The sequence below is a fragment of the Rhodococcus sp. Z13 genome, assembly GCF_025837095.1.
GTDB classification, from domain to species: domain Bacteria; phylum Actinomycetota; class Actinomycetes; order Mycobacteriales; family Mycobacteriaceae; genus Rhodococcus; species Rhodococcus sacchari.
On the sequence record NZ_CP107551.1, the window covers coordinates 2,487,038 to 2,509,160 of the forward strand.

A 22,123-nucleotide genomic window follows, 5' to 3' on the forward strand; every position below is an offset into this window, starting at 1 on the left:
CGGGTCAGCCCCGGACGACGCGGACGCCGGCGAAGTTCCGCTTGCCGCGACGCAGCACGAGCCACTGTCCGTGCAGCAGTTCGCCGTCCTCCGGAGTCCACTCCTCCGAGGAGACGCGGACGTTGTTCACCGAGGCGCCACCCTCCTTGATCGTGCGGCGGGCCGCGCCCTTGCTCTCGCACAGACCCGACGCCACGAGCAGATCCACGATGGTGTTCGGTTCACCCGGATGCAGTTCGGTCACCGAGGCCTCGGTCAGTGCGGCGGCGAGAGTCGCCTCGTCGAGCTCGGCGAGTTCGCCGCGGCCGAACAGGGCGCGGCTCGCCAGCTCCACGGCGGCGGTGTGGTGCGCGCCGTGCACCAGGGTGGTCATCTCCGCAGCGAGACGCTTCTGTGCCTCGCGGGCGTGGGGACGCTCGAGGGTCGCGGTCTCGAGCTCGGCCAGCTCCTCCTTGTCGAGGAAGGTGAACCAGCGCAGGTACTTGACGACGTCGGCGTCGGCCGCGTTGACGAAGTACTGGTACCAGGCGTAAGGGCTGGTCATCTCGGGGTCGAGCCACAGGCTTCCGCCGCCGGTGGACTTGCCGAACTTCTTTCCGTCGGACGAGGTGACCAGCGGAACCGTCAGCGCGTGGACGGACGCACCGTCGGTGCGGCGGTTGAGCTCGACACCGGCGATGATGTTGCCCCACTGGTCGGAGCCGCCGACCTGCAGCGCGCAGCCGTACTCGCGGCGCAACTGCACGTAGTCGTTGGCCTGCAGCAGCATGTAGCTGAACTCGGTGTAGGAGATACCGTCCGACTCGAGGCGGCGCTTGACCGTGTCGCGCGCGAGCATGACGTTCACCGAGAAGTGCTTGCCGATGTCGCGCAGGAAGTCGATGGCCGACAGCTTGCCGGTCCAGTCCATGTTGTTGGCGATGATCGCGCCCGTCGGGGAGTCGTCGAAGTCGACGAACCGTTCGAGCTGGCCGCGGATCCGCTCGGCCCATTCGGCGACGGTGTCCGCGGAGTTCATGGTGCGCTCCCCCACGTCCCGGGGATCGCCGATCATGCCCGTGGCGCCGCCGGCGAGGACGATGGGCCGATGGCCGGCACGCTGGAAGCGCTTGAGCGCGAGGAGCGGCACGAGGTGACCGGCGTGCAGGCTGGGCCCGGTGGGATCGAAGCCCGCATAGAGGGTGATCGGACCCGCATCGAGATCGCGCCTGAGGGCGTCGAGATCGGTCGATTGCGCGATGAGCCCGCGCCAGGTCAGTTCGTCGAGAATGTGCTCAGTCACCGCTCGATCATCCCACTACGGCTTCGGGGCCGCGGGCGCGCGTGGGCTTCTGCGGTAGGCGGACACTCCGACGGCGCCGGCGACCCACACCCGCCAGGGCCGGTCGGCGGCGGTGCTGATGCCCACCCGCGGACCGTGCCGGACCTCTCCGGCGGGCGCTCCGTCGGCGAGGGTCACGCGCACCCGCGCGTGCGCGGCCCCCACGTCGATGCCGTTGTCGTCCAGGGTCAGCCCCAGTGCGGCCGCGAGATTGCCGGGTCCGCGCGCGAGGTTGCCGAAGGGGGTGCCCGGTGTGCGGCGGGTGCGGACGGCGGCTTCGCCGTCGACGACCTCACCGCCGCGCAGCAGTACGGCTCCGGCGACCCCGTCGGGGCCGAGGGAGACGTTGGCGCAGAAGTGCAGGCCGTAGCTGCGGTAGACGTACAGGTGCCCGGCCGGTCCGTACATCACCGCGTTACGCGGGGTCCGCCCGCGATAGGAGTGCGCGGCCGGGTCGGGCCAGGGTCCGTCCTCCGGTCCGCCGTACGCCTCGACCTCCGTGAGGCGTACGGCCGCGTCACCGACCCGGACGGTGGCCCCGAGCAGCGCCTCGGCCGCCTCGAGCGGGGTGAGCGCCTCGAGATCGTGGACGGTGCGGCGGGTGCCGGTCAGTCCTGACTCCAGCCGGCGACGCCACGCGCCACATAGTCGTCGTGTTCGGCGTCGGTGACCTCGCGGGCCTCGTCGACGAGCAGCACGGGGATGCCGTTCTCGATGGGGTACGCCCGGCGCAGACGCGGGTTGTAGAGCACCGTGTCGTCGACGAGCAGCAGCGGCCCCTTGTCCTCGGGGCAGGCCAGGATGCTCAGGAGAGTGGGATCGACAGCCACGGATGTCCTTTCGTGGGGCGGAAGCGAACCGGACCCAGGCTACCGCGCACCGGTCGACGTCCCGGCCGTGGCCGCCTTCCATTCCGCGGCGACCGCCTTGGTGAACCGCTTGTAGGTGCCGGTGCCGGGATCCAGGTACCAGGTGCGCACCGTCGGGGTCGGCAGTCCCCGCTCGCGGAGCGCATCGGCCGAGGGCCGGTAGGACGGGCCGAGGGGGATGTCCCGCACGACGTGCACGAGGTCGGGACGTTCGTCCGGTGGGATCGCGTCGAAGGCGGCGGTGATCTCCGCGGCGGTCGGGGCCTTGTTCTCGCGCAGGGTGCACGCGGCGACGGCGATGTCGGTGCCGCCGACGGTGATGCCGTAGGCGACGGCGATGTCGACGCGCGGGATGGAGTCGAGCACGTCGGCGACGATCTGGGAGAACACCGGTCCGTGGTGGGTGGGGATCACGGCCCGCCGGTTGTCGAGCAGCCAGTAGTCGCCGTCGGCGTCGCGGCGGAACAGGAAGTCGGTGGACACCCACATGTCGCCGGCCTCGAAGACGCCGCGCATGACGGTGCTCAGCACCGAGGCGGAGGGGCCGGGGCGGCCGAGGAGCAGGCCCACCTCGCCGTCCTGCGCTTCGCGGACGAAGCCGCGTTCGTCCTCGACGAGCCGTCCGGTGGCCGCGTCGTAGGCGGCCAGGCGGACGTCGGCGCTGCCGGGCAGGGGCCGGCCCTTCGATCCGATCTTGGCGCCGGAGACGTTGGCGAGCACGACGTTGCCCTCGGTGGAGGCGTAGAACTCGAGCACGCGCGCCGGTTCGAAGCGTTCGAGGGTGCGTCGCCACAGGCCGGGTGGCATGCCGGAGCCGATGAACAGGCGGATGGGGTGGATGGCGTCGATGTGCAGCGACGGGCTGTCGAGCACCTCGCGCATCATCGACCAGGTGTAGGTGACGACGGTGACGCCGTAGCGGTGCACCTCGTCGCTGAACTGCGAGGGGTCCAGTCCGCGGGACAGTGCGATGCGGGCGCCGCCGGCGAGGGCCCCGCCGAAGCTGACGAGCAGACCGGAGGAGTGGTGCAGCGGCGCGAGGCAGTACATGGTGTCGCCGCGGCCGAGCGACGCGGCGGTCGCGGTGCCGAAGGCCGACAGCGCCCACCGGTAGTTGGTGACCCGGCGTACGGAGAGGGTGTCGCCGCTGCCGTTGAACAGGATGAAGGCGAGTTCGCGGGCCAGGCCGGGATCGGGGACGTACCAGCCGGGCAGCTGCACCCCGGAGATGTCGAGTCGTTCGAGGTCGACGACGTCGGCGTCGGGATCGACGTCGAGGTCGCGCACGTCGCCGCCGCCGAGGACGAGGGCCGGCAGCCCGGTGGCGACGGCACTGTCGAGGTTCTCGGGGTCGGTGACGATCTTCTCGACACCCCCGAGCCGGACGGCTTCGGCGACGTCCGGGCCGGGCGGGATGAGCACCGACACGGCGCCGATGCGGGAGATGGCGGCGACGGCGGCCATGGCGCTGGGCCGCACGTCCATGAGGACGCCGACGTGCATGGCGGGTCGGACGCCGCTGTCGACGAGGCCGAGCACGACGTTGTCGATGCGACGGTTGACCGCCTCGAAGGTGTAGACGCGGTCCTCGAAGATGAAGCACTCGCGGTGGGGGTTCTTGCGGCCGACCTCGGAGAGGAGGCTGCCGACGGAGATGCGGGTGCGCGGCTGGATCTGCCCGAGCCGGGCCAGGCGCGGCAGTGCGCGCACGGCTTCGCCGGTCAGGCCGCGGGCGCCGCGCACGGCGCCGACCGCCAGGTCGGTGACCCCCTTGCCGACCTCGGTGCCGACGTCGGCGAGGGTGGCGACGGTGTGGGTCACGCGGGAGGCGATGGAGACGCCGGTGCCGTGGTCGGCCTCCGGGTCGGGGACGGCCATGGTGGCCATGCCCACGGGGCGGTCGCCGATGCCCTCGCGCCACTGCACCCACTCCCCCACCGCGGGCCAGGTCTGCTGCGATGCGACGGTCCCGACGACGAGACCGAAATGTCCTGCGCGCAGGGTGTATTCGTAGACCTCGGCGCGTGGGGCGGCCTTGCGGATGCCGCGGACGGCGAGCGGTTGGCCGATGTCGTCGACCTCGCCGACGAAGGCGAGGACGGGGCAGGTGATGTCGGCGAGGGTCACCGCGCGGTCGTTGATGACGAAGCCGCCGCTGACCATGCGGTTGTGCGCGATGAACTGGCGCAGCACCTCGGCGACGGCGGGTCCGGACCAGGCGACCCAGCCCTCGTCGTCGAGGAAGCGGCGCTGCGGTTCGCGCGGGAGCAGGGCCTCGCGGTCGTGGAGCTGACGCAGGAAGTCGATGCGCGAGCGCACCGTCTTGACGGGGTCGAGCAGCTGGAAGCCGGTGCGGGCCATCCATCCGGTGATGGACAGGCGGTTGAAGACGTGGTCGGCGAGGAAGTCCGCGGATCGGGTGGCGAGGATCTCGGGGATGCCGAAGGGCAGCGCGGCGAGGGTGTCGACGGGGCTGCCGAAGGTGATCAGGCTGGCGATGCCGCGGCTGCGCCGGTAGGCGGCGACCTGGTAGCAGAACATGCCGCCCTGCGAGTAGCCGCCGAGGTGCACGTCCCGTCCGGTGTAGGAGCGGACGTGGTCGACGACCTCGTCGAGGGCGAGGATGTGGTCGGTGAGGGTGCGTTTCCAGCCGCCCTCCTCCTGGTCGGGCGAGCCGAAGTCGACGACCCAGGGGTCGAGGCCCATCTCGTGGAGGGTGCCGACGGCGCCGGCGTCGCGGGTGACGTCGTAGACCTCGGCGGAGACCATCATCGGGGGTACGAGGACGACGGGGATGCCGGACGAGGCGGTGTCGGAGTTCGGGAAGTAGCGGCGCAGCCGGTACATCGAGGTGCGCTCGACGACCTGATGAGGCGACGAGGGCGCCCCCGGATCGAGCCCGCCGTAGCGGAGCACCTCGAGACCGTTCTGAGCGGTGGCGACGAGCCGCCGGACCGACTCGGCCACTACATCGGTGTCCAGTGCCACGAACCCTCCTACACGCCTGCCCATGCCGGTACCCACCCGGATGGCCGTTCATGTGCAAGCGTGCCACATCGGTGCCACCGTCCCGGTCGACTCGTCTCGTCTCCGGGACGATGGCACCGATGTCAGTCGCGCACCCAGCCCCTCAGCTGCGCGCTGTTCTCGCGCACACGCTCGAGCTGCTCGGCGACACGCACCCCGGCGGTACCGCCGCGGGCGTTGCGCGAGGCGATCGAACCCTCGACGGTGAGCACCTCCCGCACCTGCGGGGTCAGCGCCGGGTCGACGGCGGCGAGCTCCTCGTCGGTGAGGTCCTCGAGGCCCACGCCGCGCGCCTCGGCGGTCCGCACGCACGCCCCGGCCGCCTCGTGGGCGACGCGGAAGGGCACGCCCTGGCGGACCATCCACTCGGCGATGTCGGTCGCGAGGGTGAATCCGGCGGGGGCGAGTTCGGCCATGCGGTCGGTGTGGAAGGTGAGGGTGCTCACCAGTCCGGTGATCGCCGGCAGCAGCAGTTCGAGCTGTGCCACCGAGTCGAAGACCGGTTCCTTGTCCTCCTGCAGGTCGCGGTTGTACGCGAGCGGCTGCGCCTTGAGGGTGGCGAGCAGTCCGGTGAGGTTGCCGATGAGCCGGCCGGCCTTGCCGCGGGTGAGCTCGGACACGTCCGGGTTCTTCTTCTGCGGCATGATCGACGATCCGGTGGACCACTCGTCGGCGAGGGTGACGTACCCGAACTCGGGGGTGCTCCACAGGATCACCTCTTCGGCCATGCGGGACAGGTCGACGGCGATCTGCGCGAACACGAACGCCGCCTCGGCGGCGAAGTCGCGGGAGCTGGTCGCGTCGATGGAGTTGTCCGCCGCCGAGTCGAAGCCCAGGTCGGCGGCGATCGCGTCGGGATCGAGCCCGAGCGACGAACCGGCCAGGGCACCCGAGCCGTAGGGCGAGACCGCCGCGCGCTTGTCGAAGTCGCGCAGCCGGTCGACGTCCCGCAGCAGCGGGTGGGCGTGGGCGAGCAGGTGGTGCGCGAGCAGCACCGGTTGCGCCGCCTGCAGGTGGGTCTTGCCGGGCATGACCGCGTCGGGATGGGCGGCGGCCTGGCCGGCGATGGCGTCGACGACGTCGAGGACCCCGTCGGCGATGCGCCGCGCGCTGTCGCGCAGCCACATGCGGAACAGGGTGGCGACCTGGTCGTTGCGGGAGCGGCCCGCGCGGAGACGTCCGCCGACCTCGGGTCCGACCCGTTCGATGAGGCCGCGTTCGAGTGCGCCGTGCACGTCCTCGTCGGATTCGGCCGGGGTGAAGGCACCGGAGGCGACGTCGGCGGCGAGGCGCTCGAGGCCGTCGAGCATCGTCGCGAGGTCGTCGTCGGTGAGGAGCCCGGCGCGGTGGAGGACCTTGGCGTGGGCCTGCGAGGCGCGCACGTCGTAAGGGGCGAGTGCCCAGTCGAAGTGCGTGGACTTGCTCAGCGCCGCCATGGCGGCGGCCGGTCCGGATGCGAACCGGCCGCCCCACAGGGCACCTTCGTTGGTGCCGTGAGTGGTCATGGTTACAGGCCCAGATCGCGCTTGGCGGCGACCTTCGTCGACAGGCCGTGGATCTGCACGAAGCCCTTGGCGTTGGACTGGTCGAAGCTGTCGCCCTCGTCGTAGGTGGCGAGGTTGAAGTCGTACAGCGACTCGGGGCTGCGGCGGCCGTTGACGGTGATGTGGCCGCCGTGCAGGACCATGCGGATGTCGCCGGTGACGCGCTCCTGGGTGTGGGCGACGAACGCGTCGAGGGCGCTCTTGAGCGGGGAGAACCACAGACCGTCGTAGACCAGCTCGCTCCAGCGCTCCTCGACCCGGCGCTTGTAGCGGCCGAGCTCGCGCTCGAGGGTGACGTGCTCGAGTTCCTGGTGGGCGGTGATCAGGGCGATGGCACCGGGGGCCTCGTAGATCTCGCGGCTCTTGATGCCGACGAGGCGGTCCTCGACCATGTCGAGGCGGCCCACACCCTGGGCGCCGGCGCGGCGGTTGAGTTCCTGGATGGCCTCGAGGACGGTGACGGGCTTGCCGTCGATGGCGACGGGGCGGCCGGCCTCGAAGCTGACGATGAGCTCGTCGGGTGCCTGCCAGTGGACGGTGGGGTCCTCGGTGTAGGAGTAGACGTCCTTGGTGGGGGCGTTCCACAGGTCCTCGAGGAAACCGGTCTCGACGGCGCGGCCCCAGACGTTCTGGTCGATGGAGAACGGCGAGCGCTTGGTGACGTTGATGGGCAGGCCGTGCTCCTCGGCGAAGGCGATGGCCTTCTCGCGGGTCCAGGCGTAGTCGCGGACGGGCGCGATGACCTCGAGGTCGGGGGCGAGGGCGCCGAAGCCGACCTCGAAGCGGACCTGGTCGTTGCCCTTGCCGGTGCAGCCGTGGGAGACGACGGTGCCGCCGTGTTCGCGGGCGGCCTTGACGATGTGCTTGACGATCAGCGGGCGGCTGATCGCCGAGACCAGCGGGTAGCGGTCCATGTAGAGCGCGTTGGCCTGGATGGTGGGCAGGCAGTATTCATCGGCGAATTCGTCCTTGGCGTCGACGACGATGGATTCGACGGCTCCGCAGTCGAGGGCACGCTGCCGCACGACGTCCATGTCCTCGCCGCCCTGGCCGAGGTCGATGGCGACGGCGACGACCTCCTTGCCGGTCTCCTTGCCGATCCAGCTGATGGCAACGGAGGTGTCCAGCCCGCCGGAATAGGCGAGTACGACGCGATCGGCCATTGTCTTTGTGCTCCTTTGTATTTCGACGTGCGTCTATGTGTGGTAGGTCAGGCGAGTGATTCGATCTTCGCGGCCAGTTCGGCTCCCGTCGTCGGTTCGCGGGCGATGACGGCGATGGTGTCGTCGCCCGCAATCGTTCCGACCACCTCGGGTAATGATGCCCGATCCAGCGCGCTGGCCAGATAGTGCGCCGCCCCGGGCGGGGTGCGCAGCACTGCGATGTTGCCGCTGGAGTCGGTGGAGACCAGCAGTTCGCCGAGCAACCGGGACAGGCGGTCGGTGCCTCCGGTCACGCCCCGTACGGGGCTGCCGTCCTCGGGGACGACGTACACGCCCGCTCCCCCGTCGGCGGCGCGCAGTTTGACGGCGCCGAGTTCCTCGAGGTCGCGGGAGAGGGTCGCGGTGGACACCTCGATGCCGTCCTCGGCGAGGAGGGCGGCGAGTTCGGTGTGGCTGCGGACCGCGTGGGTGGAGAGCAACGCGACGATGCGGGCCTGCCGCGCGGCGCGGGTGCGTGCGCTCGCGGGGCTGTCCGCATGGTGGTTCGCCGCGGTGCCCACGGTCAGCTCCTGCTCTGCTCGAGCAGCCACACGAGCAGAGCCTTCTGGGCGTGCAGGCGGTTCTCGGCTTCATCCCAGACGACCGAGCGGGGGCCGTCGATGACCTCGGCGGTGATCTCCTTGCCGCGGTAGGCGGGCAGGCAGTGCAGCACGATCGCGTCGCCGTCGGCGAGGTCGACGAGGTCGCTGTCGAGCTGGAAGGGACGGAAGGGGGCCTCGCGGTCCTTGCCGTCGGCCTCCTGGCCCATCGACACCCAGGTGTCGGTGACGAGCACGTCGGCGCCGGTGGCGGCGGCGCGCGGGTCGCCGGTGATCGTGACGCTGCCGCCGGTCTGCTCGGCGCGGGCGCGGGTGGCGGCGACGACCTCGGGGTCGGGGGTGAAGCCGTCCGGGGAGGCGATGGTCACGTGCATGCCGGCGGTGACGCCGCCGAGCATGAGCGAGTGCGCCATGTTGTTGGCGCCGTCCCCGAAGTAGGTCATCCGCAGGCCCGCGGTGGCGCCCTTGTTCTCGCGGATGGTCTGCAGGTCGGCGAGGACCTGGCAGGGGTGGAAGGTGTCGGTCAGGGCATTGACGACCGGGACCGTCGAGTGCGCGGCGAGCGTCTCGATGCGGTCCTGGCCGTAGGTGCGCCACACCACCGCTTCGGTGAAGCGGGAGAACATGCGGGCGGTGTCCTCGAGGGTCTCGCCCTTGCCGATCTGGGTCGAGCCGGTGTCGACGACGATGGCGTGGCCGCCGAGCTGGGCGATGCCCGCGTCGAAGGAGAAGCGGGTGCGGGTGGAGGTCTTGTCGAACAGCACGGCGACGCTGAGCGGCCCTTCGAGGGGGCGGCGCGACAGCGGGGCCCGCTTCAGTTCGGCGGCGAGTTCGAGGACCTCGGCCTGTTCGGCCGGGGTGAGGTCGTCGTCGCGCAGGAAGTGGCGTAGCACGGGGGTCAGTTCCCTTCCCGGTCGGCGGTGTCGAGGACGGCGGGCAGCGCGGTGACGAAGCTCTCGGCCTGCTGGTCGGTGAGGATCAGCGGCGGCGCGAGGCGGATGACGTCGGCCGCGGCGGCGTTGACGAGGAAGCCGGCCTCGCGGGCGGCGGCTTCGACGGCGGGGGCCTTGGCGGCGGTGAGCACGATGCCCAGGAGCAGACCGGAGCCGCGGACGTGGTCGACGAGCGGATGTCCGAGGGCCTCGATGCCGGCGGCGAGGGTCTTGCCGACGGAGTTCACGTGGTCGAGCAGGTTCTGCTCGTCGATGGTGCGCAGCACCGCGAGGGCGGCCGCAGCGCACACCGGGTTGCCGCCGAAGGTGGTGCCGTGCTTGCCGGGCTGGAACAGTTCGGCGGCCGGGCCGGTGGCGAGGACGGCGCCGATGGGCAGTCCGCCGCCCAGGCCCTTGGCGAGGGTCATCACGTCGGGGGTGATGCCGGCGGCCTGGTGGGCGAAGAAGGTGCCGGTGCGGGCGATGCCGGTCTGCACCTCGTCGAGCACGAGCAGCGCGCCGCGCTCGGCGGTGATGCGGCGGGCGCCGGCGAGATAGCCCTCGGGCGGGACGACGACACCGGACTCCCCCATGATCGGCTCGATGAAGACCGCGGCGGTGTTCTCGTCCACGGCGGCCTCGAGTGCGGCGAGGTCGCCGTAGGGCACGAACTCGACGCCGGCGGGCATGGGCTCGAAGGGGGCCCGCTTGTCGGGCTGGCCGGTGAGGGCGAGGGCGCCCATGGTGCGGCCGTGGAAGGCCTTCTCGCAGGCGATGATCTTGGGCCGGCCGGTGAGCCGGGCGATCTTGAAGGCGGCCTCGTTGGCCTCGGTGCCGGAGTTGCAGAAGAACGCGCGACCCTCGTGGCCGAAACGGTCGAGGAGCTTCTCGGCGAGTTCGATCACCGGCGGAGAGGCGTACAGATTGGACACGTGCCCGAGCTGGTTCAGCTGCGCGGTGACGGCCTCGATGATCGCGGGGTGGCGGTGGCCGAGGCTGTTGACGGCGATGCCGCCGAGCAGGTCGACGTACTGCTTGCCGTCGGCGTCGGTGAGCACGGCGCCCTCACCGGCGACGAGCGCGACCTTCGGCACGCCGTAGTTGTGCATGAGCGAGCCCGCCCAGCGTTGCTGGAGGTCGGAGGTGCCGGTCATCGGGAGCCTTCCTGGTGCGGCGCCGGCACCACCATGGTGCCGATGCCTTCTTCGGTGAACAGTTCGAGGAGCACGGAGTGCGGTTGCCGTCCGTCGATCACGTGGGCGGTGGGCACCCCGCCCTGCACGGCGCGCAGGCAGGCCTCCATCTTCGGGACCATGCCCGAGTCGAGGGAGGGCAGCAGCGCGGCGAGCTCGGCGGCGTCGATCCGCGAGGTGAGCGAGCTGCGGTCCGGCCAGTTCGTGTACAAGCCTTCGACGTCGGTGAGGACGACGAGTTTCTCCGCGCCGAGCGCCTCGGCGAGCGCGGCCGCGGCGGTGTCGGCGTTGATGTTGTGCACGACGCCGTCGGCGTCGGGCGCGATGGTGGACACCACGGGGATGCGGCCGGCGGCGATGAGGTCGAGCACGGCGGTGGGGTCGACGGCGGTGACGTCGCCGACGAGGCCGATGTCGGTCTCCTCGCCGTCGACGACGACGGTGCGGCGGGTGGCGGTGAACAGACCGGCGTCCTCACCGGAGGTGCCGACGGCGTAGGGGCCGTGGCTGTTGATGAGGCCGACGAGTTCGCGGCCGACCTGCCCGAAGAGGACCATGCGCACCACGTCCATGACCTCGGGGGTGGTGACGCGGAAGCCGCCGCGGAACTCGCCCTCCATCCCGAGGCACTTCAGCATGGCGTTGATCTGCGGGCCACCGCCGTGCACGACCACGGGGTGGATGCCGACGGTGCGCAGGAACGCCATGTCGGCGGCGAAGGCGGCCTTGAGGGTGTCGTCGATCATGGCGTTGCCGCCGTACTTGACGACGACGATCTTGTCGCGGAACTTCTGCAGCCAGGGCAGGGCCTCCGCGAGCACGAACGCCTTCTGGTGCGAGGTCAGGTCAGCGATGAGGGGGTCGGTCACGTCGTCTCCTGTGCTCGAGCCGGTCGAGTCGGTCGGTGCGGTCACGACGAGTACGCCGAGTTCTCTTCGACGTAGGCGTGCGAGAGGTCGGTGGTGCGGATGGTCACCTCGCCGTCACCGAGCCCGAGGTCGATGTCGAGGTCGATGTCGGCGGACGACAGGTCGACCTCGCGGGCGCCGGGCGCACCGACCCCGTCGATGCACACGGGATTGCCGTTGAACGACACCGAGATCTTGTCGGGGTCGAGCTCGATGGGAGCGATGCCGATGGCGGCGAGCACGCGGCCCCAGTTGGGGTCGGAGCCGAACAGGGCGGTCTTGACGAGGCTGTCGCGGGCGACGGTGCGCGCGCCGATGAGGGCGTCGGATTCGCTGGCGGCGCCGCGCACGGTGATCTTCACGCGCTTGGTGACGCCCTCGGCGTCGGCCATCATCTGCTCGGCGAGGTCGTCGCAGACGGCGAGCACGGCGGCGTTCAGCTCGTCCTGGCTCGGGGCGATGCCGCTGGCGCCGGAAGCGAGCAGCAGCACCGTGTCGTTGGTGGAGGTCGCGCCGTCGACGTCGAGCCGGTCGAAGGTCATGCGGGTGGCCGCGCGCAGTGCGAGGTCGAGCTGTTCGGCGGTGGCGACGGCGTCGGTGGTGACCACGCACAGCATGGTCGCCAGGGCCGGGGCGAGCATGCCCGCGCCCTTGGCCATGCCGCCGACGTTCCACTTGTCGGTGTGGTGCAGGGCGGCCTGCTTGGCGACGGTGTCGGTGGTCATGATGGCGTGAGCGGCGTCGGTGCCGCCGGAGATGCCGCCGGCGAGTTCGTGGACGATCTCCTGGACCCCGGCGAGGACCTTGTCCATGGGCAGCCGGTCACCGATCAGGCCGGTCGAGCACACGGCGACCTCACCGGCACCGGTCTCGGTGCCCCAGTTGCTCAGTGCGTCGGCGACGGCCTCGGCGGTGGCGTGGCTGTCCTGGAAGCCGCCGGGTCCGGTGCAGGCGTTGGCGCCGCCGGAGTTGAGGATCACCGCGCGCAGCTGCCCGGCCCCGAGGACCTGCTGGGACCACAGCACGGGGGCGGCCTTGACCTTGTTGGAAGTGAACACGCCGGCGGCCGCGAGGTCGGGGCCCTCGTTGAACACCAGCGCCAGGTCGGCCTTGCCGGAGGCCTTGATGCCGGCGGGGATGCCGGCGGCGCGGAAACCGGCGGGGCTGGTCACACCCTGGCTGCGGATCAGCCGGCCACCGGCGATCTCGACGGCGTCGGTGTAGACGTGGTCGGCGAACTTGTTCTCGGTCACGGAGCGACTCCCACGGTGGACAGGCCGGCGGTCTCGGGCAGGCCGAGTGCCAGGTTCATCGATTGCACGGCGGCACCGGCGGTGCCCTTGGTGAGGTTGTCGATCGCGGCGACGACGACCAGCAGGCCGGCGTCGGCGTCGACGGTGACGGCGATCTGGACGGCGTTGGAGCCGACCACGGCGCCGGTGCTGGGCTGCACCCCTTCGGGGAGCAGCTGGACGAAGGGTTCGTCGGCGTAGGCCTTCTCGTAGACGGCGCGGGCCTCGGCGGCGCTCACCCGGGTAGGGGCGGTGCAGGTGGCGAGGATGCCGCGCGGCATCGGTGCGAGGACGGGGGTGAAGGAGACCTTCACGTCGGTGCCGGCGAGGGCGGAGAGGTTCTGCTTGATCTCCGGGGTGTGGCGGTGGACGCCGCCGACGCCGTAGGCGCGGACCGAGCCCATGACCTCGGAGCCGAGCAGGTCGACCTTGGGGGACTTGCCGGCGCCGGAGGTGCCGGAGACCGCGACGACCTGCACGACCGGGTCGACGATGCCGGCGGCGACGGCCGGGGCGAGGGCGAGGGAGGCCGAGGTCGGGTAGCAGCCGGGCACGGCGATGCGGGTGGCGCCGACGAGGGCAGCGCGCTTGCCGGGCAGTTCGGGCATGCCGTAGGGCCAGGTGCCGGCGTGGTCGCTGCCGTACCAGCGCTTCCAGTCGTCGGCGTTGGCGAGGCGGAAGTCGGCGCCGCAGTCGATGACGACGGTGTTCTCGGGCAGCTGCTCGGCGATGACGGCGGAGTGGCCGTGCGGCAGGGCGAGGAAGACGACGTCGTGGCCGGTGAGGGTGTCGACGTCGGTGGGGGCGAGCACCCGGTCGGCCAGGGGCATCAGGTGGGGGTGGAACTCACGCAGCGTCGATCCGGCGTTGCCGCCGGCCGTGAGTGCCCCGACGACGAGGGAGCCGTCCTGGTAGGCGGGGTGGCCGAGGAGCAGCCGCAGGATCTCGCCGCCCGCGTATCCGCTGGCGCCGGCGACGGCGACCCGTAGCGGCGACTCGGGGCTGGCGGTGAATGCCGGTGAAGTACCCATGCGAACAATTATGCACGCTCATGCAAATGATTTCATAACGGGTGTCGTTTCCCGTCCGCACTCACTCCGACCGGATCGATCTGCGGATCTCCTCGAGGCGTTCGGCGGCGGCCGCGCGGCGCTCCTCGTAGCGTTCCTCGAGCGTACGCCCCGCCTCGGTGCCCCTCGCGAGCTCCTCCGCACCGAGCGCCGTTCCGACGCGTCGCTCGATCTTCTCCCGCACCGAGTCGAAGGTCGGCACCCCGGCGGCGGTGTAACCGGTGACCTCCTCGACGGTGGGCGCCCGGAGCCCGGTGTCGATGCCGGGCTCGACGATCTCGGCGTCGTACAGCCCGGCCGCGGGGAGCTGCGCGTCGTGCGGGGAGACGTCCGGATCGGTGGTCGGTTCCGGATCGATCGGCGGCACGTCGGGGATGTCCGGGCCCGGCGGGACGTCCGGCACCGTGGGGGTGCCCGGGCCGGCGGGGGTCACGTCGGGGGCGGGCTGTTCCGGACGGTCGGGCTGCTCCGGGGACGGCACCCGGTCGGCCTCATCCATGCTCATGTCTCCAGGCTACGTCCACCGGCCCCCACCGGAACCGGTTCGGTGCGAGCCCGCAGGTAGGCCTCGAAGGCCTGACGGCTGGTGCAGCGCGGCCGCACCCCGAGGTCCTCTCGCAGCCGCCGACGGTCGAGCAGCGCGGTGATCTGGTTGCGGACGGTCTCCCCCAGGCCGGTGCCGATCCGCAGGATCACCTGTTCGAATTCGGGACGGTAGGTGCGGGTGGCAGCGAGCACCTCCTCGACGAGCCCCTTGTGCCGGCTGTGGGTGAACTCCTCGTTGCCGCGCAGCGGGTGCTCCTCGGTGAGCGGGACGGGATTGTCGGCGTGCGACGGCATCGGGAATTCGGAGAACTGCGTCGTCGTCTTCGACGAGATCAGGTGCGCATACCGCCGCTGTGTCTCCATGGATCGTAGGCTGGCAGGCCGCGACGGATCGACGCGCATCTGCAGGATGATGACGAGATGGCCGCGTCCGGGTCCGGACAAGGTCGATCGATCGATGAAATCGATCTGCGAACAATCGATGCGCTGCAGTGGTCCCCGCGTTCCACCAGGGATGCGCCGGCGGCCCGCTGGGGCCGGACACGGCGACGGTGGCGCGGCACTGGCGGCGTCTGGAACACGACCGGCCGGAGCGGACCAGCATCACGCCGGGCCCGCGGATCCTCGCGCAGGTGACGACCGCGTTGCCGGAGATCTCGGTGGCGCCCGGGGTGACCGCCGTGCGCACGCACGTGGTGTCGGACCGGTTCACCGCGGGCGGCGCGTGGCGGCTCGACGCCCTCGCGCCCGACGAGCGGGGGTGGCCTGGTGGCGCACCGGATCCCCGGCGCACCTCCCAGCGGCGGAAGCGACCGACGGTCACCGCGACCGGGTGCTGGTGCTGCGCATCCACGAGCTCGCCGGGCACGTGCTGGACCGGTGGGGCCGCAGAGTCACCACGGTCCCGCCCGACGTGTGGTTGTCGGACGGGACCGGGGTGGATGCGAGCGGGCCGAACCCGATCGGATAGGGCTCAGGCGCGCAGTTCCGCGCCGACCGCGGCGGCCGCGGCGGCCACGGCGGCGTCGCGGGCCGCGCTCGCCTCGTCCTCGGTGAGGGTGCGGTCCGCGGCGCGGAACCGCAGCGCGAACGCGAGGGACTTGCGGTTCTCGCCCACCTGGGCGCCCTGGAAGACGTCGAACAGGCGGATGTCCTCGAGCAGCTCACCGCCACCGGACCGCAGCGCGGCCTCGACGTCCGCGGCGGGCACGGAGGCGTCGACGACGACCGCGACGTCCTGCAGCACCGCCGGGAACGGCGAGACGGTCGGCGCCGGGAACGACTCGACGAAGGGCAGCGCGTCGAGGTCGAGCTCGAAGGCGCAGGTGCGCGGCGGCAGCCCGGCCTTCTCGACGACCGCGGGGTGCAGTTCACCGGCGTGGCCGACGACGACCCCGTCGACCAGCAGCTCGGCGCAGCGGCCCGGATGCCAGGGCAGGTACTGCGCGGCGCGGCGCTCGAGCGTCACCCCGGCGGCACGGGCGATCGTCTCGGCCGCGGCGAAGGCGTCGAAGGCGTCGGCGGCGCGGCCGGGGCCCCACGGTCCGGCCGGCTCCCGCAGCCCGGCGAGCACACCGCCGACGTGGACCGGCTGCTTCGGCAGCGAGCCCTCGAGCAGGGTGATCTCCTCGTCGGTGGGCCGGCGGTCGACGGGCAGCGCATCCACCGGCCTGGTGTCGTCGGTGGGCAGCACGACCTGCGCGATCGTGTACAGCGACAGGTCGCGCTGGCCGCGCGAGACGTTGCGGCCGAGGATCTCGAGCAGACCCGGCAGCAGCGTGGTGGCCAGTTCGGGGCGGTCCGCCTCGAGCGGGTTGAGCACCTTGGTGGTGACGCGGCGCGGGTCGTCGGCGTCCAGGCCCCAGGTGTCGAACACCCCCGCGGGCAGGAAGACCGGGGAGAGCACCTCGACGTAGCCGTCGTAGGCCAGGGCGCGCGAGACCGCCCGGCGGCGCTTCTGCTTCGCGGACAGGCCGCGGCCGGCGGGGGCGGCGGGCAGCACCGACGGAATCTGCTCGAGTCCCTCGAGGCGCAGCACCTCCTCCACCAGGTCGGCGGGACGCTGCAGGTCGGGGCGCCAGGACGGCGGGGTGACGACGAGCTGGCCGTGGCCGTCCTCGCCGACCCCGACCTCGACGGCGCAGCCGATCTGGGTCAGGCGGCGCGCGGCGGTGCCGTTCGGGTAGGCCACGCCGGCCACCCGGTCGGGCAGGTCGATGTCCATCCGGATCGTCGGGCTCTCCTGTGGCACGACGATGTCGGTGAGCGTGGGCTCGACCCGTCCCCCGGCGATCTCGACGAGCAGCGCGGCGGCGCGGTCGACGGCGGCGCGGGCGACGGCCTGGTCGACGGTGCGCTCGAAGCGCTTGCCGGCCTCGCTGCTGAGCTTGTGGCGGCGGTTGCTGCGGAAGACCGCCAGCGGATCCCAGGTGGCGGCCTCGAGCAGTACGTCGGTGGTGCTGTCGCTCACCTCGGTGGTGGCACCGCCCATGATGCCGGCGAGGGAGATCACGCCGGAGTCGTCGGTGATGACGACGTCCTCGGGGTCGAGGTCGCGCTCGACACCGTCGAGGGTGGTGAGCTTCTCCCCCGCGCGGGCGCGGCGCACGACGAGCTCACCCTGCAGGGTGGCGGCGTCGAAGGCGTGCAGCGGCTGGCCGAGCTCGAGCATGACGTAGTTGGTCACGTCGACGGCCGGGGAGATCGGGCGCACCCCGGCGGTGAGCAGGCGGCGCTGCATCCACCAGGGGGTCACGGCGTTCGGGTCGATGCCGGTGACGCGGCGCACCGCGAAGCGGGTGGCGTTCGTCTCCGGCTCGAGCCGCACCGGGTAGGCCTCGCCGCCCTCGGCGGGCAGCGGCACCACGGCCGCCGGGTCGGCGAACTCCAGGTCGAAGCCGCAGGCCAGCTCGCGGGTCAGGCCGCGGAGGGAGAAGCAGTAGCCGCGGTCCGGGGTGATGTTGAGCTCGACGACCGTGTCGCCGAGGCCGAGCAGATCGTTGGCGTCGGTGCCCGGCTCGGCGCTGCCGTGCTCGAGCACGAGGATGCCGGAGTGGTCCTTGCCGATACCCAGCTCGGCCACCGAGCAGATCATGCCGTCGGAGACCTGCCCGTAGGTCTTGCGGGTGGCGATGACGAAGTCGCCGGGCAGCACCGCGCCGGGCAGGGCGACGACGACGAGGTCGCCCTCGGCGAAGTTGCGGGCACCGCACACGATGCCGCGCGGCTCGGCCTCACCGACGTCGACCTTGCAGAAGCGGATGGGCTTCTTGAACTCGGTGAGTTCGGTGATCTCCACGACCCGGCCGACGACGAGGTTGTCGATGCGGGCGAGGGTCTCGATGTCCTCGACCTCGAGTCCGACCCGGACGAATCCCGCGTCGAGTTCCTCGGCGGTGACGCTCCACTCCGGGGTGGTGCGCTGCAGGATCTCGGTCAGCCAGGACTGCGCTACTCGCACTTGTGCTCAGCTCTTTCGTTCGGTCGTCGGTCGGTGGGGTCGGTGTCGGGAGGCGGTGCCGTGAGGCGGTGCCGTGAGGCGGTGCCGGAACGGTGGGCGCGGTCAGCCCTGCACGCCGAACGGCAGGGTGAACCGCACGTCGCCCTCGACGATGTCGCGCATGTCGGGGATGCCGTTGCGGAACTGCAGGGTGCGTTCGAGACCCATACCGAACGCGAAGCCGGTGTAGACGTCGGGGTCGATGCCGGAGGCCCGCAGCACGTTGGGGTCGACCATGCCGCAGCCGCCCCACTCGACCCAGCCGGCGCCGCCCTTCTTGTTCGGGAACCACACGTCCACCTCGGCGGACGGCTCGGTGAACGGGAAGTAGTTCGGACGCATCCGGGTGTGCGTCTCGGGACCGAACAGGGCGCGGGCGAACGCGTCGAGGGTGCCGCGCAGGTGCGCCATCGTCAGGCCCTTGTCCACCGCGAGACCCTCGACCTGCGAGAAGACCGGGGTGTGGGTGGCGTCGAGCTCGTCGGTGCGGAAGGTGCGGCCCGGGCACACCACGTAGATCGGCAGGTCGCGTTCGAGCATGGTGCGGACCTGCACCGGGGAGGTGTGGGTGCGCAGCACCTGCCGCGAGCCCTCCGGCGCGATGTGGAAGGTGTCCTGCATCGTGCGGGCCGGATGGTCGGGCAGGAAGTTCAGCGCGTCGAAGTTGAAGTGCTCGGTCTCGACCTCGGGGCCCTCGGCGATCTCCCAGCCCATCGCGACGAAGACGTCGGCGATCTCGTCGGAGATGATCGAGATCGGGTGGCGGGCACCGAGGGCGCGGCGGGTCGCCGGGAGGGTGACGTCGACGGTCTCGGCGACGAGCACCGCGGCGTCGCGCTCGGCGAGCAGCACGGCCTTGCGGTCGTCGAAGGCGGCCTGCACGACGGTGCGGTGCGCGTTGACCCGCTTGCCGGCGTCGGCGCGTTCGTTGCCGGGCAGGCTGCCGAGGGCACGCTTGGCGAGGGAGATGGGGGCCTTGTCGCCGAGATGCTCGATCTTTGCCTGTGCGAGCGCGTCGAGGTCGGTCGCGGCGGCGAAGGCCTCGATCGCGGCCTTCTCCGCGGCGGCGAGCGCGTCCTCGGTCAAGGCGCTCGGATCGACTGCCGGCGGGGTGCCGCCCTCTTTCTTGGCCACGACCGGTGCAACTCCTTCTTCGGGCGAACGGTGATGTCTGTCGGGTGCGGGCCGGGGCCGGAGCCTGCGGTGCACCGGGAAAATCCTATGTGATGGGTCGATCGGCCCGATGCTGCACCCGCGCGCTGGCGTACAGGCAGATCGAGGCGGCCGTCGCGAGGTTGAGCGATTCGGCGCGGCCGCGGATGGGGATCCGGACCCGATGGTCGGCGCGCGCGGCGACCTCCGGATCGAGCCCGTGGGCCTCGTTGCCGAACAGCCAGGCCGTCGGGGCGGTGAGCAGTTCGTCGGCGTCGTCGAGGTCGACCTCACCGTCGGCGGCCGTGGCGAGGATCTGCACCCCGGCCTCGGTGAGGGCGCTCAGCACCCGCTCGGTGTCGCGTTCCCGCGCGACCGGCAGGTGGAAGACGCTGCCGGCGGAGGCGCGCACGCACTTGCCGTTGTGCGGGTCGACGCTGTCGCCGGCGAGGACCACGGCGTCGGCACCGACGGCGTCGGCGACGCGGATCAGGGTGCCGGCGTTGCCGGGTTCGGCGATCTCGACGGGCACGGCCAGCAGCCGGGCGGTCGGCGAGACCGCGGCCTCGAGGGACACGTCGAGGGTGTCGCACACCGCGACCAGCCCGGGCGGGGTGACGGTGTCGGACAGCCGGGCGGCGGCGCGGTCGGTCACGATCCCGACACGCACCCCCTTGCGGCGGGCGGCGTCGACGACGGGGGCGTAGCGGGTCGCGGCGGCCTCGGTGACGAACAGGTCGTGGACCCGCGCGGTGGCGAGCGCCTCGGTGACCGAGTTCTCCCCCTCGGCGAGGAACCGTCCGGTCTTGCGTCGTTCGGCGGTGCGCAGCAGTTTCACAGCAGAAACGACCCGCGGTGTGCGCTCGGTGAGCGTGTCCACGGGTCGTTCCTGGGTGTTGTCGTCGCTCAGGGCAGCACTCAGGCAGCCGGGGCGTTGACGTCGGCCGGCAGCGCGGCCTTGGCGACGGCCACCAGGCCGGCGAAGGCCTGCGGGTCGGTCACGGCCAGGTCGGCGAGGTTCTTGCGGTCGACCTCGACACCGGCGGCCTTCAGGCCCTGGATGAAGCGGTTGTAGGTGATGTCGTTGGCGCGGGCCGCGGCGTTGATGCGGCTGATCCACAGCTTGCGGAAATCACCCTTGCGGGCGCGACGGTCGCGGTAGGCGTAGGTCAGCGAGTGAAGCTGCTGCTCCTTGGCCTTGCGGTACAGGCGCGAGCGCTGCCCGCGGTAGCCCTTCGAGGCCTCGAGAATCGAACGACGCTTCTTCTGGGCGTTGACGGCCCTCTTCACGCGTGCCACTGGTTATGTCCTGTCAGAGTTCGGGGGACGACGTGTGCTGTGTCCCCGGGGCGGATCGGTCGGGAAGGCTCAGAGCCCGAGCAGGCGCTTGACGCGGGGGGCGTCGACGTCGGCGACGACGGCCTTGCCGTCCAGGCGACGCGTCACGCGGGAGGACTTGTGCTCGAGCAGGTGGCGGCGACCCGCCTTCTGGCGCAGGATCTTCCCGCTGCCGGACACCTTGAATCGCTTCGCGGTGCCGCTGTGGGTCTTCGACTTGGGCATGGAGTCCTCAGTTCTTGTCGTGGGCGTACATCGGTGCTCGCATGCAGCACCGGGTGTGCTGCCGGAGCGGGCTAGTTGCTCGGAGCGTCGCCCGCCTCGGGAGCCGCAGCGGGCTCCGGGGACGGGGTCGCGGAGGCGTTCTTGCGGGGCGCGGCCTGAGCGGCTTCCTGAGCCTTCTGGCGGGTCTTCGCGCCCTTGTGCGGGGCCAGCACCATCGTCATGTTCCGGCCGTCCTGCTTGGGGGACGTCTCGATGAACCCCAGGTCGGCGACATCGGCGGCGAGACGCTGCAGAAGGCGGAAACCCAGCTCCGGACGCGACTGCTCGCGGCCACGGAACATGATGGTGACCTTGACCTTCGAACCCGATTCGAGGAAGCGCACGACGTTGCGCTTCTTGGTCTCGTAGTCGTGGTCGTCGATCTTCGGGCGGAGCTTCTGCTCCTTGATCACGGTCTGTTGCTGGTTCTTGCGCGATTCGCGCGCCTTCTGCGCGGCCTCGTACTTGAACTTGCCGTAGTCCATGATCTTGCAGACCGGCGGCCGGGCGTCGGGCGCCACCTCGACGAGGTCGAGGTCGGCTTCGTATGCCAGGCGGAGTGCATCTTCAACACGCACGATTCCGACCTGTTCACCGCCGGGTCCGACGAGACGGACCTCGGGAACACGGATGCGTTCGTTGATGCGGGTCTCAGCGCTGATGGGGCCTCCTAGGTAGAGCGGTGCGGTCGTTCTGACCGCACCGCAGCACGTGGCCCGATTCCTCGACAAGAAGACCCCGCCGTGGTACTCCACGCGGGGTCCGATACCGACCGGTCGACGGTGCACAGCCGGAACTGCACGACCCGTTCCACCACCGTCGAGGTGGCGGACCCCGGACGCTCCCGTCCGGAGGACCGGACCCCTGAGCTGCATCGATGTGCCGCCAGAGGTGGGAGTCGGACTCCACTTGCTGCCCGCGACGGGTCGTCGCAGGCGGTCGTGAAGATCAGTCTAGCAAAAGGGCACGTCGACCACGAATCGGTGCACGTACACCCCACCCCGGCAGCCGGGCGACGCGGTGGTGATGGGATGCTCGGAACCATGACGGACGCTCCCGAGACCCCCGATCAGGACGCTGCGCAGCCGGTGCGCGAACTCGCCGAGATCCCGGCGGTCGAGGTGATCAGCCGCGCCGCCGTGATGCTCATGAGCTCGGCCGCGGAGAAGCTCGGCCTCGCCGACGAGAATCCCGACGAGAGCCGGCACCGGGATCTCGACGAGGCCCGCCGGGTGATCACCGCGCTCGCCGGCCTGATCACCTCGTCGGTGGAGTACCTCGGCCCGCACGCCGGTCCGTTGCGCGAGGGCCTGCAGGCGCTGCAGCGCGCCTTCCGTGAGGCCTCGGCGGTGCCGGACGAGCCGGGCAAGGGCCCGGGCGAGAAGTACACCGGCCCCGTCTACTGA

General features: G+C 71.4%; 22 protein-coding genes. 2 read left to right on the forward strand and 20 right to left on the reverse strand.

Annotated features, from left to right (window positions below):
• Positions 1-4: 4 nt before the first annotated feature.
• From tyrS to OED52_RS11405, 14 genes are all read right to left on the reverse strand, one after another.
• Positions 5-1,282, reverse strand: coding sequence for a tyrosine--tRNA ligase (tyrS, locus tag OED52_RS11340; protein WP_264151002.1), 1,278 nt, complete (start codon positions 1,280-1,282; stop codon positions 5-7).
• A 15-nt stretch (positions 1,283-1,297) separates the two neighbouring features.
• A complete protein-coding gene (locus OED52_RS11345) occupies positions 1,298-1,933 on the reverse strand; it encodes a DNA-3-methyladenine glycosylase (protein ID WP_264154663.1) in 636 nt (211 codons plus the stop codon).
• Positions 1,930-2,151, reverse strand: a complete 222-nt coding sequence (locus OED52_RS11350) for a Trm112 family protein (protein ID WP_264151003.1) — start codon at positions 2,149-2,151, stop codon at positions 1,930-1,932. The genes OED52_RS11345 and OED52_RS11350 overlap by 4 nt, the downstream gene beginning before the upstream one ends.
• 39 nt (positions 2,152-2,190) lie before the next feature.
• Positions 2,191-5,202 (reverse strand): AMP-binding protein, encoded by a 3,012-nt coding sequence (locus OED52_RS11355; RefSeq protein WP_264151004.1) that lies wholly within the window; start codon positions 5,200-5,202, stop codon positions 2,191-2,193.
• A gap of 98 nt (positions 5,203-5,300) precedes the next feature.
• Positions 5,301-6,722 (reverse strand): argininosuccinate lyase, encoded by a 1,422-nt coding sequence (argH, locus tag OED52_RS11360; protein ID WP_264151005.1) that lies wholly within the window; start codon positions 6,720-6,722, stop codon positions 5,301-5,303.
• A 2-nt stretch (positions 6,723-6,724) separates the two neighbouring features.
• A complete protein-coding gene (locus OED52_RS11365; protein ID WP_264151006.1) occupies positions 6,725-7,924 on the reverse strand; it encodes an argininosuccinate synthase in 1,200 nt (399 codons plus the stop codon).
• A gap of 47 nt (positions 7,925-7,971) precedes the next feature.
• On the reverse strand, positions 7,972-8,484 hold the full coding sequence (locus tag OED52_RS11370) for an arginine repressor (protein WP_264154664.1): 513 nt from the start codon (positions 8,482-8,484) through the stop codon (positions 7,972-7,974).
• Positions 8,485-8,486: 2 nt separating this feature from the next.
• Positions 8,487-9,425: an ornithine carbamoyltransferase gene (gene argF / locus OED52_RS11375; RefSeq protein WP_264154665.1), complete on the reverse strand. Its 939-nt coding sequence runs from the start codon at positions 9,423-9,425 to the stop codon at positions 8,487-8,489.
• Positions 9,422-10,609: an acetylornithine transaminase gene (locus OED52_RS11380; protein WP_264151007.1), complete on the reverse strand. Its 1,188-nt coding sequence runs from the start codon at positions 10,607-10,609 to the stop codon at positions 9,422-9,424. The genes argF and OED52_RS11380 overlap by 4 nt, the downstream gene beginning before the upstream one ends.
• Positions 10,606-11,517: an acetylglutamate kinase gene (argB, locus tag OED52_RS11385; RefSeq protein WP_264151008.1), complete on the reverse strand. Its 912-nt coding sequence runs from the start codon at positions 11,515-11,517 to the stop codon at positions 10,606-10,608. Before argB ends, OED52_RS11380 begins: the two co-directional genes overlap by 4 nt.
• Before the next feature lie 41 nt (positions 11,518-11,558).
• A complete protein-coding gene (argJ, locus tag OED52_RS11390) occupies positions 11,559-12,809 on the reverse strand; it encodes a bifunctional glutamate N-acetyltransferase/amino-acid acetyltransferase ArgJ (protein ID WP_264151009.1) in 1,251 nt (416 codons plus the stop codon).
• The gene (gene argC, locus OED52_RS11395) at positions 12,806-13,879 is read right to left on the reverse strand and encodes an N-acetyl-gamma-glutamyl-phosphate reductase (protein ID WP_264151010.1); all 1,074 of its coding nucleotides are present in this window, start codon (positions 13,877-13,879) and stop codon (positions 12,806-12,808) included. The genes argJ and argC overlap by 4 nt, the downstream gene beginning before the upstream one ends.
• Positions 13,880-13,940: 61 nt before the next feature.
• The gene (locus OED52_RS11400) at positions 13,941-14,423 is read right to left on the reverse strand and encodes a hypothetical protein (protein ID WP_264151011.1); all 483 of its coding nucleotides are present in this window, start codon (positions 14,421-14,423) and stop codon (positions 13,941-13,943) included.
• Complete coding sequence (locus OED52_RS11405; protein ID WP_264151012.1) at positions 14,420-14,827, reverse strand: Rossmann-fold NAD(P)-binding domain-containing protein; 408 nt, start codon at positions 14,825-14,827, stop codon at positions 14,420-14,422. The genes OED52_RS11400 and OED52_RS11405 overlap by 4 nt, the downstream gene beginning before the upstream one ends.
• Positions 14,828-15,224: 397 nt before the next feature.
• Between OED52_RS11405 and OED52_RS11410 the strand changes: the two genes are divergently transcribed.
• Complete coding sequence (locus OED52_RS11410; RefSeq protein WP_264151013.1) at positions 15,225-15,434, forward strand: hypothetical protein; 210 nt, start codon at positions 15,225-15,227, stop codon at positions 15,432-15,434.
• A 3-nt stretch (positions 15,435-15,437) separates the two neighbouring features.
• Here the strand turns inward: OED52_RS11410 and pheT are convergent, their stop codons facing one another.
• The 6 genes from pheT to infC form a co-directional block, all read right to left on the reverse strand.
• Complete coding sequence (gene pheT / locus OED52_RS11415; RefSeq protein WP_264151014.1) at positions 15,438-17,924, reverse strand: phenylalanine--tRNA ligase subunit beta; 2,487 nt, start codon at positions 17,922-17,924, stop codon at positions 15,438-15,440.
• Between the two features lie 102 nt (positions 17,925-18,026).
• Complete coding sequence (gene pheS / locus OED52_RS11420) at positions 18,027-19,097, reverse strand: phenylalanine--tRNA ligase subunit alpha (RefSeq protein WP_264151015.1); 1,071 nt, start codon at positions 19,095-19,097, stop codon at positions 18,027-18,029.
• 85 nt (positions 19,098-19,182) lie between these two features.
• The gene (locus tag OED52_RS11425) at positions 19,183-19,995 is read right to left on the reverse strand and encodes a TrmH family RNA methyltransferase (RefSeq protein WP_264151016.1); all 813 of its coding nucleotides are present in this window, start codon (positions 19,993-19,995) and stop codon (positions 19,183-19,185) included.
• A 38-nt stretch (positions 19,996-20,033) separates the two neighbouring features.
• Positions 20,034-20,414, reverse strand: a complete 381-nt coding sequence (gene rplT / locus OED52_RS11430; protein ID WP_264151017.1) for a 50S ribosomal protein L20 — start codon at positions 20,412-20,414, stop codon at positions 20,034-20,036.
• Between the two features lie 69 nt (positions 20,415-20,483).
• Positions 20,484-20,678: a 50S ribosomal protein L35 gene (gene rpmI / locus OED52_RS11435; protein ID WP_264151018.1), complete on the reverse strand. Its 195-nt coding sequence runs from the start codon at positions 20,676-20,678 to the stop codon at positions 20,484-20,486.
• A gap of 71 nt (positions 20,679-20,749) precedes the next feature.
• Positions 20,750-21,448 carry a translation initiation factor IF-3 gene (infC, locus tag OED52_RS11440; RefSeq protein WP_264154666.1) on the reverse strand — a complete coding sequence of 233 codons (699 nt, stop codon included), beginning with the start codon at positions 21,446-21,448 and terminating at the stop codon, positions 20,750-20,752.
• A 312-nt stretch (positions 21,449-21,760) separates the two neighbouring features.
• Here infC and OED52_RS11445 point away from each other — a divergent pair, with 312 nt between their 5' ends.
• Positions 21,761-22,123, forward strand: coding sequence for a DUF1844 domain-containing protein (locus tag OED52_RS11445; RefSeq protein ID WP_264151019.1), 363 nt, complete (start codon positions 21,761-21,763; stop codon positions 22,121-22,123).